Raw genomic sequence first — 15921 nt, 5'->3', positions numbered from 1 at the left:
TGTCGCTATGATTAAGCAATACCTACAAGTCACCAAACCAGGAATTATTTTCGGAAATTTAATTTCTGTAATAGGTGGTTTTCTTCTCGCTTCTAAGGGTGAGATTGATTACTCCCTATTTTTCGCGACTCTACTTGGGGTGTCTCTGGTCGTTGCTTCTGGTTGTGTTTTTAACAACTACATTGACCGTGATATTGACCGTATCATGGAAAGAACGAAGAATCGTCCATTAGTTAAAGGATTAATTGACCCTCAAGTTAGCCTGATTTATGCCTCAGTTTTAGGTATTGCAGGTGTTGTGCTGCTCTATGTAGCAGCCAACCCACTTGCAATGTTTATCGCTGTATTCGGTTTTATTATTTATGTTGGGGTTTATAGCCTCTATATGAAGCGTAAATCTGTTTATGGCACACTGATTGGAAGCTTATCTGGCTCTGCACCGCCTGTTATCGGTTATTGTGCCGTTAGCGGTGAATTTGATGCAGGCGCGGCAATCCTATTACTTATCTTTAGTTTGTGGCAAATGCCTCACTCTTATGCCATTGCTATTTTCCGTTTTAAAGACTACCAAGCTGCAAATATCCCTGTATTACCTGTGATTAAAGGGATCTCAGTCGCTAAACGTCATATCATTCTCTATATTCTGGCGTTTATGATTGCAACCTTAATGCTGACATTAGTGGGTTACGCGGGTTATAAATACCTGATTGTAGCTTCAGCCGTTAGTATTTGGTGGTTAGGCATGGCTTTATCTGGTTACAAAGCAACCAATGATATTGTGTGGGCACGAAAATTATTTATTTTCTCTATTGTCGCAATCACTTCATTAAGCGTAATGATGTCTGTTGATCCAACAAGCTCAACAGAAGCGGTTCTTGCGTATCTAAGATAATGTATTTACTAAAGTAACCCAAATACCAGTCAGCCTTCTGACTGGTATTTTTTTATCTCTTTTATGACTACACATGATATCAGTACAGTTTTGTCTTTTTTGTATCCTATTTATTGATTAACCTCGCCAAGATTTGCCATTACAATGGGGATATCAGTAATACGAGGTAATCCATGAATGATAATAAAATGACCCCATTAGAGCGCAAAGCAACATGGGGACTAGGCACTGTTTTTTCTCTTCGCATGCTTGGCATGTTTATGGTACTCCCAGTTTTAACCACCTATGGGCTTCAACTACAACACGCAACAGAATCACTCATCGGATTAGCCATCGGTATTTATGGATTAACACAAGCGGTATTCCAAATCCCTTTTGGTATTTTCTCTGATAAATTCGGCCGAAAACCGATAATTGTTTTCGGCTTAATTATTTTTATTATTGGTAGTTTGATTGCTGCACTTAGTGACAATATTTACGGCATTATTATTGGACGAGCATTGCAAGGGGCTGGGGCTATCTCAGCAGCAGTAATGGCTTTATTGTCTGATTTAACGCGGGAACAAAATAGAACAAAAGCAATGGCCTTTATTGGTATTAGCTTTGGGATAACGTTCGCTTTAGCCTTAGTTTTAGGGCCTATTTTAACGCATATTTTCGGCTTACAAGGTCTTTTTTGGGGCATTGCCCTGCTCGCCTTTGGTGGCATTATTATTACGCTTTTTACTGTACCGAACAGTGAACATCATATTCTTAATCGAGAATCTGGTTTTGTCCGTGGCAGTGTCAAAAAAGTCTTATTTGATGCACAACTTCTTAAGCTTAATACCGGTATTTTTTCTCTACATACTTTATTAATGGCAGCCTTTGTTGCGCTTCCTCTTGTCATGAGTGAAGCTGGCTTAGCAAAAGAGACACATTGGATTGTTTATCTTGTCACTATGCTTATCGCCTTTATTACAGTATTACCTTTTATTATCTATGCAGAAAAGAAACGAAAAATGAAACAAGTGTTCTTATTCTGTATTTTCTTACTGATTGTGGCTCAGGCAATTCTTATTATTTCAGGCTCTAGCTTATGGTTAATTATTGCGGGTATTCAGGTCTTCTTTATTGGCTTTAATATTATGGAAGCCCTTCTTCCTTCATTAATCAGTAAAGAAGCGCCAGCAGGTTATAAAGGTACAGCTATGGGAATTTATTCCACCAGCCAATTTTTAGGTGTGGCATTGGGCGGAATTTTAGGAGGATGGCTTTACCAGCATTATAGTGCACAAATTGTATTTTTAGGCTGTTTAATGATTGGCATTATTTGGTTTTTCATTAGCCTAACATTACGCCAACCCTCTTATGTCAGTAGCTTACGCGTTGAATTACCTGAAAATCTATCTTCAAGCCAACAACAGCAACTACAACAATTATTTAAGCAACAACCGGGGGTTAATGAAGTTGTGATTATGGCGGATGAACAGAGTGCTTATATCAAGGTTGATACTAAACAAACACCAAGAGCAACATTAGAATCTTTAGTGTCTTCTGTTTAAATATCAATAAATCCAAATAAAAATGCGCTGTTTATTTCAGCGCATTTTTTTATGACTCAATGGATAAACAATTAGTCACGGAAGTTGTTAAATTGGAAAGGTTGCCCTAATTCACCTTCTCTTACTAATTTCATCACAGCTTGTAAGTCATCACGGGATTTACCTGTAACACGCACTTGCTCGCCTTGGATCTGGGCTTGTACTTTCAATTTACTATCTTTAATCAGCTTAACAATTTTCTTCGCTAATGCTGAATCAATACCTTGTTTTAAGGTGGCTTCTACGCTGTACATTTTTCCGCTGTGAGTCATCTCTTCAGGGATATTTAATACCGCACCATCAATCCCTCTTTTTGCCATTTTCTCACGCAGAATATCTAATAATTGTTGAACCTGAAATTCAGATACACTGGTCGTTTTCACTGACTCTGATTTTTCGTTTAATTCAAAGCTTGCTTCAACATTACGAAAATCCCAACGAGTAGTCAGTTCACGTTGTGCGTTTTCCACCGCATTACGCACTTCATGTAAGTCAACTTCAGATACGATATCAAAAGATGGCATTCTTTCTTCCTCAATAAATAAATACAACCCGAATAATAGCTTCTTTTAGGGTTGCAAAAAAGCATTGCACATTCAATAACAAATTTATCCCTTTAATTTCCTCTTACAGTAAAGCGCAAACATACTTTAAACAGAGAAGTGTAATCAATGTTATAATTTTAGCTAAATAGTCTAATGACCGTCAGTAGCCACCTTACGCTATTACGATTTGCAAAAAGAGGCACAATGAAAATTACCGTTTTAGGGTGTGGTTCGATTGGTAAACTTTGGGTTGCAGCTTTAACACGTCAATCTCATGAAGTACAAGGTTGGCTAAGAATACCTCAGCCTTTTTTAGACGTGAGTGTTGATAATATTAATGGCGAGCCTTTTTATCAGCGCATTATCGCTAATCAACTGGAATGGTTAAAACAGAGTGAATTATTAATTGTTTGCTTAAAATCTTGGCAAGTTTCAGATGCGGTTAATGCGCTATTGCCTTATCTTTCTGCACAATGTCCTATCTTATTAATTCATAATGGCATGGGAACAGCAGATGAATTAACAGCAACACAGCACTCTATATCCAGACCTATCTTACAAGGCATCATTACTCATGGTGCTTATCAACAAGGGCAAGATGTTATTCATACCGCAACAGGAATAACACATATAGGCCCATTAAATCATACAGCTCAACAATATAGCTATTTAGCAGAAACCTTGCATCATGCTTTACCCGATGTCGCTTGGCACAATGATATTCATACAATTAGTTGGCTAAAACTTGCTGTTAATTGTGTTATCAACCCTCTTACCGTTTATTATCAATGCCGAAATGGGGATTTATTGCGTTATCCTGAACATATTCAAAAAATATGCGATGAAGTTTATCTAGTGATGGAACGTGAAGGTGTTGTACCAACATCTCAAGCCCATCTTCATGGCTATATTATTGATACAATAGAACAAACAGCAAATAATTATTCTTCTATGTATCAAGATGTGAAATATCAACGCCATACAGAGATTGACTATATTACGGGTTATTTATTACGCCGAGCTTCAGAACAAGGGCTTGTATTGCCAGAAAATAACCACCTTTTTCAATTTATTAAACAACAGGAAGGCAATTATGACCATATCAGCGCTCATCTGCCTAGCTAATGGAAGTGAAGAAACCGAAGTCGTGACTACCGCAGATTTGCTGGTAAGGGCAGGTATTAATGTCGTGCTTGCAAGTGCAGAAGATGATGTTGATGAACTTATAATTACAGGTTCACGAGGCATAAAACTTGTCGCAGATGCCCCCTTAGTTCGTGTTGTCGATCACCACTATGACGTTATTATTCTACCTGGTGGATTGCAAGGCACTGAAACCTTAAGAGATAGTCCTTTAGTCGTTGAGAAAGTACGTCGTATGCACAGTGAAAATAAGCTTGTTGCCGCGATTTGTGCAGCACCCGCAATGATCCTTGAATCTCATAATATTTTTCCCATCGGCAATATGACGGGTTTTCCTGCCTTAAAAGATAAAATCTCATCGAAAAAATGGGTTGATTATCGCGTCTATTATGATGAAAGAGTTAACTTAATTACTAGCCAAGCTCCAGCAACATCTATCGATTTTGCACTAAAAATTATCGAACGCTTAAAAGGCAAAGAAGCTGCAGCAGATGTTGCCAAACAGCTTGTATTACCACCCGGTATTTATAATTATCAAGATGAATTTACAGGGTTTGGGGATAAATAGATAAACTGTACACTCATAACAAAATATCCCCACCTAATTCATTTATCTTATTAATAGGTATATTATTTATTAGTTGGGGATTAATTTTTAAGACCTATTTCAGTCGTTATTTCTTCATATCAGATTTTAAAATAAGTGTTGAGAGGTTAAAATAGAACCAACTTCTAAAGGATGTGGCAAAATGAAAACTCTTCAATACCGCAAGAACTTACCTAAACTTGTTACTTTAATTTCTATGGGATTAGCCACTGTTCCTGCTGAAAGTTTTAGACATAAACAATCATCGTTGATCCCCAATATTCAATACTCTTTTGCATCTCCTGTATCTAATCAACTTGTTGCTATTCCGATTGATGATGCTACTGAAAAAATGAGCACTTTAGCTGAGTTACTCAATAGTGACTTAACTAGATTAAAAAAAGAATGGGAAAACCATGAAAATTTATTTATTAGCCAACACATTTATGAACAAATAAATAAAAATATAAAAGATATAGATACCTCTTTAGTTGATATAAAAAATGTCCTTGCATCGTGTTTAAATAACGATATCTTAAAAAAAGAAAGTATTCTTTTATTTGGTCGCTCTTTAGCAATGTATAGAAGTGTATTAACTGAGATTGTTTTATTTATAGAACAAACTCATCAGCCATTAAAAACAACAAATAAAAAACCCAATGTAACTAATGCTGAGATGCAGAGATTAATACAATCTGAGCATATAAAATTAGGGCTTGATATACCTAAATTTCATAGTAATTGATATTTTATGACTCAAATATCAATACATCCTGATATTGAATATAAAACTATCGCCAATGAATATGCTCACTTATTAAAACTTTGGAAAGAAGACAATATATTATCTAATTATTTAGGTGCCAATGGTCGCTGGGAAAATAATGCCAAGTTATGTCAATCTCTTATTTCTAAAATACATATTAGAATGCCACTTGAACCAGGATGGAATAAAAAGATACCTCAAATACAAAGAAAATCAAATCATTACTTAGTTTGCTGTCAACATTGGCTTTACCCAAACAGATATCAAATTATTGCTATTATGTCGCCCAATGCTCATGAGATAGCAAAAACATCATTTCTGGCTGTATTAGAGAAAAGAGCAGAAGAATTTCAAAATAATTTCTAATAAGCTATTATCAGTAACCCAAAAAGCCACTTTTCAGTGGCTTTTTTATTTGTAAGATCGAATCGTTAGCGTATTATTTTTTACGATAGACTTTAACGTTTTCAAAACCTTGTTCACGCAGATACAGCGCTTGTAAGCGGCTCATCATTCCGCGATCACAATAGAGCAAATAAGTTTTGGCTTTATCTAAATCACCAAACTGGGTGCTTAATTTATAGAAAGGTAACTCTTTAACATCAACACCGTCTATCTTTAATGGCGAAGTTTCTTGCTCTTCAGGTGAGCGGATATCCAAAATAACATCGTTAGCACCAAATTCAGATACCATTTCAACTTCAGTAACTTGCTGTACGGTTTCTTCTGCAATACGACGAATATCCATATTCTTGGCGTTTTCAACAACGTTATCAAGAATAGAAAAATCAAACTTCTCTTCTTCCGCTTCGATCTTCGCTTTTACTGCTTTCACTGTTGGGCTTTTTGAAATAACACCACAAAATTCTGGCATTGTACGAGCAAAATCTTCTGTACCAATTTGGCGAGCGATATTGATAATGTTCTCTTTATCATGCGTGATAAGAGGGCGTAAAATTAACGTATCAGTCGCATTATCAATTAAACGTAAGTTAGTTAAAGTTTGGCTAGAAACTTGTCCTAATGCTTCACCCGTCACAATGGCTTGAACACCATAACGCTCAGCAACACGGGATGCGGCACGTACCATCATACGTTTTAATACAACGCCCATTTGACCATCATCGACTTTTTCTAAGATTTCTGCGACAACAGGTTCAAAATCAACAGCAACGAAATGCACTTTATGTGAACGGCCAAAACGGTTCCATAAATAATGAGCAACTTGTTTAACGCCAATTTCGTGGGCAGAACCGCCTAAGTTAAAGAAACAATAGTGAACTCGGCTACCACGACGCATTAACATATAGCTTGATACACCTGAATCATAACCACCAGAGATCAGTGATAAAACATCTTCCTGTGTACCAATTGGGAAACCACCAATACCTTCATAGCGCGCATTCACTAAAATAAGTTTGTCATCTTCAATTTCTAAATTAATGGTGACATCTGGACGCGTTAATTTCACTTTTGCGCTTTCAACGTGTTGGTTAAAACCACCACCAACATAACGCTCAACTTCATTTGAAGTAAAACTGTGCTTACCACGACGTTTGGCACGAACACAAAATGTTTTGTTTTCAACTAAATGCTTAAATGCCGCGAAAGTTTGCTCAAAAATATTGTGTAAATCAGTATACGGATGCTCTTCTACTTGTAAAAAGTGATGAATACCAGGAATACGTGTTAATGCATCACATACCGCTTCACTTTTGCTTTCATCTTTACTCACAACAACAATGTTATCCCAATTGCGGACAACCGTGATTTCATCACCTAATGTATTAAGTACATTACGAATATTGCTAGTGAGAATTTTGATAAAACGTATACGAACAGATTGGCTTTTGATCGTAATTTCGGGGAATAATTTAATAATAAACTTCATAGTCAATGGTCATAGGTTATTAAGTAGAAACATAAACTACAGTGATGTTAATTGACTGGAGTTTATAAAAGTCACAAAGTATATCACCAATATTTAGGGCTCACCCGCAAAAATCATCGACTGAATAAGAAATTTTCTTCTCACTTGTAGTAAGATGATCGCTATTATTCAGCGCTAACATGCTTTATTATCAAAAATATTATGGCTAAGAAAACGACACCAATTAACGAAGACATCGCACAAGCACCAAGTTTCGAAGCATCTATGCAAGAACTTGAGCAAATCGTAAACCGTTTAGAATCCGGTGAACTCCCTTTAGAAGAAGCGCTTAATGAGTTTGAACATGGCGTTCGTCTAGCCCGTGTTGGACAAAAAACATTACAAGACGCTGAACAGCGTGTTCGTATTCTTCTAAAAGAAGACGATAATGCAACTCCTGATGATTTTATCCAAGAGGCAGAATAATTGAGTAACGCAACTTCAAGTACGGATGCGTTCCGTCATAAATTAGATTCCGCCCACCAGCGTGTTGATCATGCATTAAACCAAGCGCTATCCGCTTTACCATTCACTGACATGCCTCTAGGTAAAGCCATGCATTATGGTGCTCTTTTAGGTGGAAAGCGCTTACGTCCTTTCCTTGTTTATGCAGTGGGTGAAATGTTTAAAGTCCCCGCACTTAACCTTGATGCACCAGCCGCCGCAGTGGAATGTATTCACGCTTATTCTCTCATTCATGATGATTTGCCTGCGATGGATGATGATGATTTACGTCGTGGTAAGCCTACATGTCATATTGAATTTGGTGAAGCCAACGCAATTTTAGCGGGTGATGCATTACAAACACTCGCCTTTGAGATCTTAGCAAAAAATCCAATGCCTGATGTTGCAATGGCTGATCGTGTTGCAATGATTTCTGAATTAGCAACAGCCAGCGGGCTTGCAGGTATGTGTGGCGGTCAGGCTCTTGATCTTGAAGCCGAAGATAAATCGATTGATCTAGCATCTCTTGAAAAAATCCATTTACACAAAACAGGTGCATTAATTCGTGCAGCTGTTCGCTTAGGTGCATTTAGTGCTGGCTCCAAAGGTCATGAAGTATTACCCGCACTAGATAAATATGCCCACTCTATTGGCCTTGCATTTCAAGTACAAGATGACATTTTAGATGTCATTGGCAGTACGGAAGAAACTGGGAAACGTCAAGGTAGCGACCAAGAGTCAGGGAAAAGCACATATCCAGCACTCCTTGGATTAGAGCAAGCTCAAAAGAAAGCACAGGAATTGTATAACGAAGCACTGGATGCCTTAGCGTTTCTTGAGCAATACGAGTACGATACGACCACGCTTAAACAATTAGCGAGTTTTATCGTCGAACGGAAAAACTAATAAAAAATAAAGAGAGCAGCTTACCTGTTCTTTCCCTATTACAAGTGATTAATTAATAGGCATCACATGAGCATTGATATCGAAAAATATCCCACATTGGCGTTGGTTGAAACACCAGAAGATTTGCGCCTGTTACCAAAAGAGAGTTTACCTAAACTCTGTGATGAGCTAAGGCTATTTCTTCTTAACAGTGTCAGCCGCTCAAGTGGTCACTTCGCCTCAGGTTTAGGTGCTATTGAGTTAACGGTTGCTCTTCATTACGTCTACAAAACCCCTTTTGATAACCTGATTTGGGATGTGGGTCATCAGGCCTATCCTCATAAGATCTTAACGGGTCGCCGTGACCGCATTGATACTATCCGTCAAAAGAATGGGTTACACCCCTTCCCTTGGCGAGAAGAGAGTGAATACGACAAACTTTGTGTTGGTCACTCTTCAACCTCTATCAGTGCAGGTTTAGGTATGGCTGTCGCCGCCGAACAAGAAAAGCTGAACAGAAAAACAGTTTGTGTGATTGGTGATGGGGCAATTACTGCGGGTATGGCTTTTGAAGCAATGAATCACGCAGGAGATATTGAACCAGATATGCTCGTTGTACTTAATGACAATGAGATGTCGATTTCAGAAAACGTTGGTGCATTGAATAATCACCTTGCGCAATTGTTATCTGGCAAACTGTATACCACCTTGCGTGAAGGTGGAAAAAAAGTCTTCTCAGGTATTCCACCCATTAAAGAATTACTGAAAAAGACAGAGGAACATATCAAAGGCATGGTTGTCCCAGGCACCATGTTTGAAGAGTTGGGTTTCAACTATATCGGTCCTGTTGATGGCCACGATGTTATTGCGTTAGTACAGACATTAACTAACATGCGTGATCTAAAAGGCCCTCAGCTTCTGCATATTATGACTAAAAAAGGTCGTGGATATGCGCCTGCTGAGCGTGATCCAATTAGCTGGCACGCAGTCCCTAAATTTGATCCACAAACTGGGACATTACCTAAAAGCCCTAATGCACGACCTACATTTTCCAAAATTTTTGGTGACTGGTTATGTGAAGAAGCCTCAACTGATCCAAAACTCATGGCAATTACCCCAGCTATGCGTGAAGGCTCTGGTATGGTGCGTTTCTCAAAGGAATACCCTTCACAATACTTTGATGTTGCGATCGCAGAACAACATGCCGTTACCTTTGCAGCAGGTTTAGCAATTGGGGGTTATAAGCCGATTGTTGCTATCTACTCAACATTCTTACAACGCGCTTACGACCAAGTGATCCACGACATTGCCATTCAAAAACTGCCTGTTTTATTTGCTATTGATCGTGGTGGTATTGTGGGAGCAGATGGTCAAACTCACCAAGGTGCTTTTGACCTCTCATTCTTACGCTGCATTCCTAATATGGTCATTATGGCGCCAAGTGATGAAAATGAGTGTCGCCAAATGCTTCACACAGGTTATCACTATCAAGATGGTCCTGTTGCCGTACGCTATCCAAGAGGCTCTAGTGTTGGTGCACAATTGCAACCACTTAGTCCACTACCTATGGGTAAAGGTATTATTCGTCGCCAAGGCAAAGGTATTGCGATTTTAAACTTTGGTACATTACTACCAGAAGCGTTAGAAGTTGCTAAAAAACTTGATGCAACTGTGGCTGATATGCGTTTTATCAAGCCTCTTGATAAATCACTTATCCTTTCTCTGGCTGAACAGCATGATATGTTGGTAACGCTAGAAGAAAATGCCATTATGGGTGGTGCTGGCAGTGGCGTAAACGAGTTACTCATGCAAGAACGTTGCTTAATACCTGTCCTAAACTTAGGTATACCTAATCTGTTTGTACCACAAGGTGGACAAGAAGAGATCAGATCTGACTTAGGATTAGATGCAGAAGGTATTGAGAAATCAATTAAGGCTTATCAAGCTAACTAATTGAATTAAAATGATTAAAAAACCTCTCCTAATTAACCACAGGAGAGGTTAATGTATTTCTAGGCTGTGATTTATCTACTTTTATCATACTGGTTTACATTTCCACACCCCATATTGTCGCCTTTATTACAACCTTGTCCATCATCACATTTTTATGAAATTCACTGAAAATAACCTCTTTCTTTCTTGAATCCATTCAGCGTTAATTTATTCAATCAGTTAGATTTTTCTTTCTTTTTGTTTGCCAACGAAACGTTTCGATCACGCTCACAATATGAATAAATCAAACTTGTTTTCCCACCTTTCTTTTCTACTATGTAGACAGCGAAACGTTTCGCTGAGGAGGAAACATGAAAAAAGGTGTATTACTTAATAGTCCTATTTCGAGTGTAATTTCACGTTTAGGACACACTGACAAAATCACTATTGCAGATGCTGGATTACCTATTCCCTCCTCTGTTGAACGAATTGATCTTGCTCTCACTCAAGGTATTCCTGACTTTATGTCAGTCTTACAAACCGTTACCCATGAAATGCAAATCGAAGCGGTGATGCTGGCGGAAGAAATTAAAACCATCAATCCCTCTCTGTTTAATGAAATCCTCTCTTATCTCAATTTATTAGAACAAGAGCAGAAGAAACCTATTCAAATAATGTATGTTTCACATGAAGCATTCAAAAAGCAACTTACTGAAAATAAAGCTGTTATTAGAACCGGTGAATGTACGCCTTATGCCAATATTGTGTTGTTTTCTGGTGTGACTTTTTGAGGGCAATATGGAACCTTTACTTGAACTTAAAGATATTGATAAGTCATTCCCTGGTGTAAAAGCACTATCAGGTGCCACACTTCGAATTTATCCCGGTAGAGTAATGGCACTCGTAGGTGAAAACGGGGCAGGCAAATCAACACTAATGAAAGTGCTGACTGGGATCTATAAAAAAGATTCGGGTGAAGTCATTTATCAAGGCGAAAGCTGTGCTTTCAATGGTCCCAAAACTTCCCAAGAAGCAGGAATAGGCATTATTCACCAAGAGCTTAACCTTATTCCAGAATTAACCATCGCAGAAAATATCTTCTTAGGTCGTGAGTTTACTCGTGCTTTTGGCGCTATCGATTGGAAGAAAATGTATGTAGAGGCTGATAAGTTATTAGCCCGATTAAACCTTGCTTACAGTAGTCACCGTTTAGTGTCTGAATTATCGATTGGTGATCAGCAAATGGTAGAAATCGCCAAGGTTCTTAGCTTTGGCTCAAAAGTCATCATCATGGATGAGCCAACAGATGCGTTAACCGATACTGAAACAGAATCTCTATTTAGCGTTATTCGTGAACTAAGAGATCAAGGTTGTGGCATTGTTTATATCTCACATCGTCTAAAAGAGATCTTTGAGATTTGTGATGACGTGACTGTACTGCGAGACGGCCAGTTTATTGGTGAAAAACCTGTCGCCTCATTAAAAGAAGACACTCTGATTGAAATGATGGTGGGTCGTAAGTTAGAAGACCAATACCCTCGTATTAATATCCCTCAAGGAAAAACCAAACTTAACGTCATTAACCTCAGTGGCGAAGATGTTCATGATGTCAGTTTCTCATTACATGAAAGCGAAATTCTGGGCATTTCTGGATTAATGGGCGCGGGTCGTACTGAGTTAATGAAAATTATCTACGGCGCATTACCTAAAACCAATGGCACTGTTGAATTAGATGGTAAACCCTGCCAAATCAAAAAGCCGGTTGAAGGATTGGAACAAGGCATTGTTTACATTTCTGAAGATAGAAAGCGTGATGGTTTAGTGCTTGGCATGTCGGTAAAAGAAAATATGTCTCTGACAGCCCTTCGCTATTTTAGCCGCGGTATGGGTGTACTTAATCATAAAGAAGAGCAACTCACTGTCGGTGATTTTATTAAATTATTCAATATAAAAACCCCTTCAATGGATCAAACGATTGGCTTTTTATCTGGGGGAAATCAACAAAAAGTGGCTATCGCAAGAGGTCTAATGACTCGCCCTAAAGTGCTTATTCTTGATGAACCCACTCGTGGCGTTGATGTGGGCGCTAAAAAAGAAATTTATCAGCTAATTAATAAATTTAAACAAGAAGGATTAAGCATCATTTTAATTTCTTCTGAAATGCCTGAGGTAATGGGAATGAGTGACCGTATTCTGGTTATGCATGAAGGTCGTATTAGTGGTGAGTTTTCCGCTCACAATGTCACACAAGAAATGCTAATGGCAGCGGCTGTTGGTAAACAATATGACGCTAAAGTAGGAGTTTGATATGAGCACGAATTCAATTCCAGCGTCAAAACGTTGGTTCTCAAAAGCTTGGCTATTAGAGCAAAAATCGCTGATTGCATTGCTACTTCTGATTGTTGTGGTTTCCACACTCAGCCCTAATTTTTTTACCTTAAACAATATTTTCAACATTCTCCAACAAACATCGGTTAACGCCATTATGGCGGTTGGAATGACGCTAGTTATTTTAACATCTGGTATCGACTTATCTGTTGGTTCATTGCTTGCATTAACAGGTGCCGTTGCCGCTTCTATGGTGGGTGCGGATGTTAATGCGCTTGTTGCTGTTGTTGGCGCATTGGCATTAGGTGCCGCTATTGGTGGTGTAACAGGAATTATCGTTGCTAAAGGTAAAGTTCAAGCCTTTATTGCTACGTTAGTCATGATGTTATTACTGCGCGGTGTTACTCGCGTTTATACCGATGGTAGCCCTATTAATACCGGATTTAGTGATAATGCCGATCTGTTTAGTTGGTTTGGTATTGGTCGCCCATTTGGCATTCCAACGCCAATTTGGCTCATGATGATTGTCTTCTTAAGTGCATGGTATTTATTACATCACACCCGTTTAGGTCGCTATATCTATGCATTAGGGGGTAATGAATCTGCCACTCGCTTATCGGGTATTAGCGTCGATAAAATCAAAATCATCGTTTATTCATTATGTGGTTTATTAGCAGCCCTTGCGAGTGTCATTGAAGTTGCTCGACTTTCATCAGCACAACCAATGGCAGGTAATGGTTATGAGCTAGATGCTATTGCTGCCGTTGTTCTCGGTGGTACCAGTCTTGCAGGCGGTAAAGGTCGTATTATCGGTACATTAATTGGTGCACTTATTCTAGGATTCTTAAATAATGCACTGAATTTATTAGGAATATCATCAAACTATCAAATGATAGTAAAAGCGGTGGTCATCTTACTTGCTGTTTTGGTAGATAACAAAAAATAACTCTCTATTCTCTTAATCCGAACCCCGACAGGAACTTATATTATGAAACTCAAAAAAATGGCAACACTTCTTTCTGTTGTTGCATTAAGCGCCACAATCAGCGCTAACGCATTGGCAAAAGAATCAATCGCGCTTGTTATCTCAACACTAAACAACCCTTTCTTTGTCACAATGAAAGACAGTGCACAGAAAGAGGCAAATAGATTAGGTTACGACCTTGTTGTTCTAGATTCTATGGACAACCCGGCTAAAGAGCTTGCTAACGTGCAAGATCTCACCGTAAAAGGCACACGTTTAATGCTTATTAATCCGACAGATTCAGATGCTGTGGGGAATGCAGTTATTTTAGCCAATAAAGCTAAAATCCCAGTTATCACCCTAGACCGTGTTGCAAACAAAGGTGAAGTCGTCAGCCACGTTGCTTCAGATAATCGCCTTGGCGGTAAAATGGCAGGTGATTATATTGCTGAAAAAGTCGCTAATGACGCCAAAGTTATTCAACTAGAAGGGATCACAGGAACATCTGCATCTCGTGAACGTGGTGAAGGTTTTAAACAAGCCGTTGATGCCCATAAACTGAATGTACTTGCAAGCCAACCTGCTGATTTTGACCGCACCAAAGGTCTTAACGTGATGCAAAATCTGTTAACTGCGTATCCTGCTGTTCAAGCTGTTTTTGCACAAAATGATGAAATGGCATTAGGTGCATTACGTGCATTGCAAACTGCTGGTCGTACCGATGTATTAGTGATTGGTTTCGATGGTACAGATGATGGGATCAAAGCGGTAAACCGTGGCATGTTAGGTGCAACCATTGCTCAACGCCCAGATCAAATTGGTATTATCGGTATTCAAACTGCAGATAAAATTCTCAAAGGCGAGAAAGTGGATGCAACAATCCCTGTCGAGCTTGAGTTAGTTATAAAAAAATAACAACAACAAATACCACGGAGTGATATTGCTCCGTGGTGGCTTTAATCATTAAAACACGTTTTCACAAGGATAAAGGCTATGACGACACCTCGCCTTGCTGTTCTAGGTAGCATCAATGTTGACCACATTATGAATATTTCACAATTTCCAAAACCTGGTGAAACCATTATTGGTCATCAATACAAAATAGCCTTTGGTGGTAAAGGTGCAAATCAAGCAGTCGCTTGCGGTCGTAGTGGCGCCGATATTACCTTTATTGCTTGTGTCGGTGATGATGCAATTGGTAGTGAAATCATTGCTCAACTGAAAACAGATAATATTCATATTGATGCAATTAGTATTATTCCGCAGACACCAACAGGTGTCGCAATGATCCTTGTTAATGAACAAGGAGAAAACGTAATTAGCATCGTTGCAGGTGCGAATGGCGCACTAACGCCAACACATTTTCAGCAATATCATCATGTTGTTGAGCATGCTGATGCCTTACTGATGCAATTAGAATCACCATTAGAGACAGTCTTTGAAGCAGCAAAACTGGCAAAGTCACATCACACGAAAGTTATTTTAAATCCTGCTCCAGCAGTGCCTTTATCTGATGAATTTCTGAGTTTTATTGATGTTATCACTCCAAATGAGACGGAAGCCGAAATATTAACAGGCGTTTCTGTGCATGATGAAGCGGGTGCAGCAAAAGCTGCCGAAATCTTACATCGTAAAGGTATCAAACAAGTGCTTATCACTTTGGGTAGCCGTGGCGTATGGTTTAGTGAACAAAGAAAAGGCATGATAATTCCCGGTTTTCGTGTCGAAGCAGTTGATACCATTGCCGCAGGTGATACATTTAACGGTGCATTTGTCACTGCAATATTAGAAGGGAAACCTTCCGTTGAGGCTATCCGTTTTGCTCACGCAGCAGCTGCAATTGCAGTTACACGTCATGGTGCGCAATCTTCAGTTCCTTGGCGTCATGAAATCGAATCATTTTTAGCAGAGCGAGCATAGTAC

General features: G+C 38.8%; 16 protein-coding genes. 14 read left to right on the top strand and 2 right to left on the bottom strand.

What is annotated here, in order from left to right:
• Positions 1–7: 7 nt before the first annotated feature.
• Positions 8–892: a heme o synthase gene (gene cyoE, locus ACWPWK_RS13670; protein ID WP_109371714.1), complete on the top strand. Its 885-nt coding sequence runs from the start codon at positions 8–10 to the stop codon at positions 890–892.
• A 173-nt stretch (positions 893–1065) separates the two neighbouring features.
• Positions 1066–2436 (top strand): MFS transporter, encoded by a 1371-nt coding sequence (locus ACWPWK_RS13665; RefSeq protein WP_109371716.1) that lies wholly within the window; start codon positions 1066–1068, stop codon positions 2434–2436.
• A 71-nt stretch (positions 2437–2507) separates the two neighbouring features.
• Here the strand turns inward: ACWPWK_RS13665 and ACWPWK_RS13660 are convergent, their stop codons facing one another.
• Complete coding sequence (locus tag ACWPWK_RS13660) at positions 2508–2999, bottom strand: YajQ family cyclic di-GMP-binding protein (RefSeq protein ID WP_109371718.1); 492 nt, start codon at positions 2997–2999, stop codon at positions 2508–2510.
• A 225-nt stretch (positions 3000–3224) separates the two neighbouring features.
• Here ACWPWK_RS13660 and panE point away from each other — a divergent pair, with 225 nt between their 5' ends.
• The 4 genes from panE to ACWPWK_RS13640 all read left to right on the top strand — a co-directional run bounded on the left by panE (position 3225) and on the right by ACWPWK_RS13640 (position 5881).
• Positions 3225–4145, top strand: coding sequence for a 2-dehydropantoate 2-reductase (panE, locus tag ACWPWK_RS13655; protein ID WP_109371720.1), 921 nt, complete (start codon positions 3225–3227; stop codon positions 4143–4145).
• On the top strand, positions 4114–4731 hold the full coding sequence (gene yajL / locus ACWPWK_RS13650; protein ID WP_109371722.1) for a protein deglycase YajL: 618 nt from the start codon (positions 4114–4116) through the stop codon (positions 4729–4731). Before panE ends, yajL begins: the two co-directional genes overlap by 32 nt.
• Positions 4732–4912: 181 nt before the next feature.
• Entirely contained in the window at positions 4913–5494 is a 582-nt protein-coding gene (locus tag ACWPWK_RS13645) for a hypothetical protein (RefSeq protein ID WP_109371724.1), read from the top strand.
• Positions 5495–5500: 6 nt separating this feature from the next.
• Entirely contained in the window at positions 5501–5881 is a 381-nt protein-coding gene (locus ACWPWK_RS13640) for a type II toxin-antitoxin system YafO family toxin (protein WP_109371726.1), read from the top strand.
• 73 nt (positions 5882–5954) lie between these two features.
• On the opposite strand, the gene thiI is transcribed toward ACWPWK_RS13640, so the two are convergent.
• A complete protein-coding gene (gene thiI, locus ACWPWK_RS13635) occupies positions 5955–7406 on the bottom strand; it encodes a tRNA uracil 4-sulfurtransferase ThiI (protein ID WP_109371728.1) in 1452 nt (483 codons plus the stop codon).
• A gap of 201 nt (positions 7407–7607) precedes the next feature.
• Between thiI and xseB the strand changes: the two genes are divergently transcribed.
• From xseB to rbsK, 8 genes are all read left to right on the top strand, one after another.
• A complete protein-coding gene (gene xseB, locus ACWPWK_RS13630; RefSeq protein ID WP_023580876.1) occupies positions 7608–7871 on the top strand; it encodes an exodeoxyribonuclease VII small subunit in 264 nt (87 codons plus the stop codon).
• The gene (ispA, locus tag ACWPWK_RS13625; protein WP_109371730.1) at positions 7872–8795 is read left to right on the top strand and encodes a (2E,6E)-farnesyl diphosphate synthase; all 924 of its coding nucleotides are present in this window, start codon (positions 7872–7874) and stop codon (positions 8793–8795) included.
• Positions 8796–8861: 66 nt separating this feature from the next.
• Complete coding sequence (dxs, locus tag ACWPWK_RS13620; RefSeq protein WP_109371732.1) at positions 8862–10727, top strand: 1-deoxy-D-xylulose-5-phosphate synthase; 1866 nt, start codon at positions 8862–8864, stop codon at positions 10725–10727.
• Between the two features lie 350 nt (positions 10728–11077).
• On the top strand, positions 11078–11497 hold the full coding sequence (gene rbsD / locus ACWPWK_RS13615; RefSeq protein ID WP_109371734.1) for a D-ribose pyranase: 420 nt from the start codon (positions 11078–11080) through the stop codon (positions 11495–11497).
• A 7-nt stretch (positions 11498–11504) separates the two neighbouring features.
• On the top strand, positions 11505–13013 hold the full coding sequence (gene rbsA, locus ACWPWK_RS13610; protein ID WP_109371736.1) for a ribose ABC transporter ATP-binding protein RbsA: 1509 nt from the start codon (positions 11505–11507) through the stop codon (positions 13011–13013).
• Between the two features lies 1 nt (position 13014).
• A complete protein-coding gene (gene rbsC, locus ACWPWK_RS13605; RefSeq protein WP_069368591.1) occupies positions 13015–13980 on the top strand; it encodes a ribose ABC transporter permease in 966 nt (321 codons plus the stop codon).
• Between the two features lie 42 nt (positions 13981–14022).
• Positions 14023–14913 (top strand): ribose ABC transporter substrate-binding protein RbsB, encoded by an 891-nt coding sequence (gene rbsB / locus ACWPWK_RS13600; RefSeq protein ID WP_109371738.1) that lies wholly within the window; start codon positions 14023–14025, stop codon positions 14911–14913.
• Between the two features lie 78 nt (positions 14914–14991).
• Positions 14992–15918, top strand: coding sequence for a ribokinase (gene rbsK / locus ACWPWK_RS13595; protein WP_109371740.1), 927 nt, complete (start codon positions 14992–14994; stop codon positions 15916–15918).
• Positions 15919–15921: the final 3 nt, after the last annotated feature.

Source organism: Proteus sp. Marseille-Q3619, assembly GCF_965283115.1.
The sequence above is the reverse complement of the archived record's forward strand: the minus strand, read 5'-3'. Positions and strand labels throughout refer to the sequence as shown.

Bases quoted from the DNA above. Each gene is read 5' to 3' on its own strand.
- cyoE (WP_109371714.1), top strand. From the start codon at position 8: ATGATTAAGCAATACCTACAAGTCACCAAACCAGGAATTATTTTCGGA.
- ACWPWK_RS13665 (WP_109371716.1), top strand. From the start codon at position 1,066: ATGAATGATAATAAAATGACCCCATTAGAGCGCAAAGCAACATGGGGA.
- ACWPWK_RS13660 (WP_109371718.1), bottom strand. From the start codon at position 2,999: ATGCCATCTTTTGATATCGTATCTGAAGTTGACTTACATGAAGTGCGT.
- panE (WP_109371720.1), top strand. From the start codon at position 3,225: ATGAAAATTACCGTTTTAGGGTGTGGTTCGATTGGTAAACTTTGGGTT.
- yajL (WP_109371722.1), top strand. From the start codon at position 4,114: ATGACCATATCAGCGCTCATCTGCCTAGCTAATGGAAGTGAAGAAACC.
- ACWPWK_RS13645 (WP_109371724.1), top strand. From the start codon at position 4,913: ATGAAAACTCTTCAATACCGCAAGAACTTACCTAAACTTGTTACTTTA.
- ACWPWK_RS13640 (WP_109371726.1), top strand. From the start codon at position 5,501: ATGACTCAAATATCAATACATCCTGATATTGAATATAAAACTATCGCC.
- thiI (WP_109371728.1), bottom strand. From the start codon at position 7,406: ATGAAGTTTATTATTAAATTATTCCCCGAAATTACGATCAAAAGCCAA.
- xseB (WP_023580876.1), top strand. From the start codon at position 7,608: ATGGCTAAGAAAACGACACCAATTAACGAAGACATCGCACAAGCACCA.
- dxs (WP_109371732.1), top strand. From the start codon at position 8,862: ATGAGCATTGATATCGAAAAATATCCCACATTGGCGTTGGTTGAAACA.
- rbsD (WP_109371734.1), top strand. From the start codon at position 11,078: ATGAAAAAAGGTGTATTACTTAATAGTCCTATTTCGAGTGTAATTTCA.
- rbsA (WP_109371736.1), top strand. From the start codon at position 11,505: ATGGAACCTTTACTTGAACTTAAAGATATTGATAAGTCATTCCCTGGT.
- rbsC (WP_069368591.1), top strand. From the start codon at position 13,015: ATGAGCACGAATTCAATTCCAGCGTCAAAACGTTGGTTCTCAAAAGCT.
- rbsB (WP_109371738.1), top strand. From the start codon at position 14,023: ATGAAACTCAAAAAAATGGCAACACTTCTTTCTGTTGTTGCATTAAGC.
- rbsK (WP_109371740.1), top strand. From the start codon at position 14,992: ATGACGACACCTCGCCTTGCTGTTCTAGGTAGCATCAATGTTGACCAC.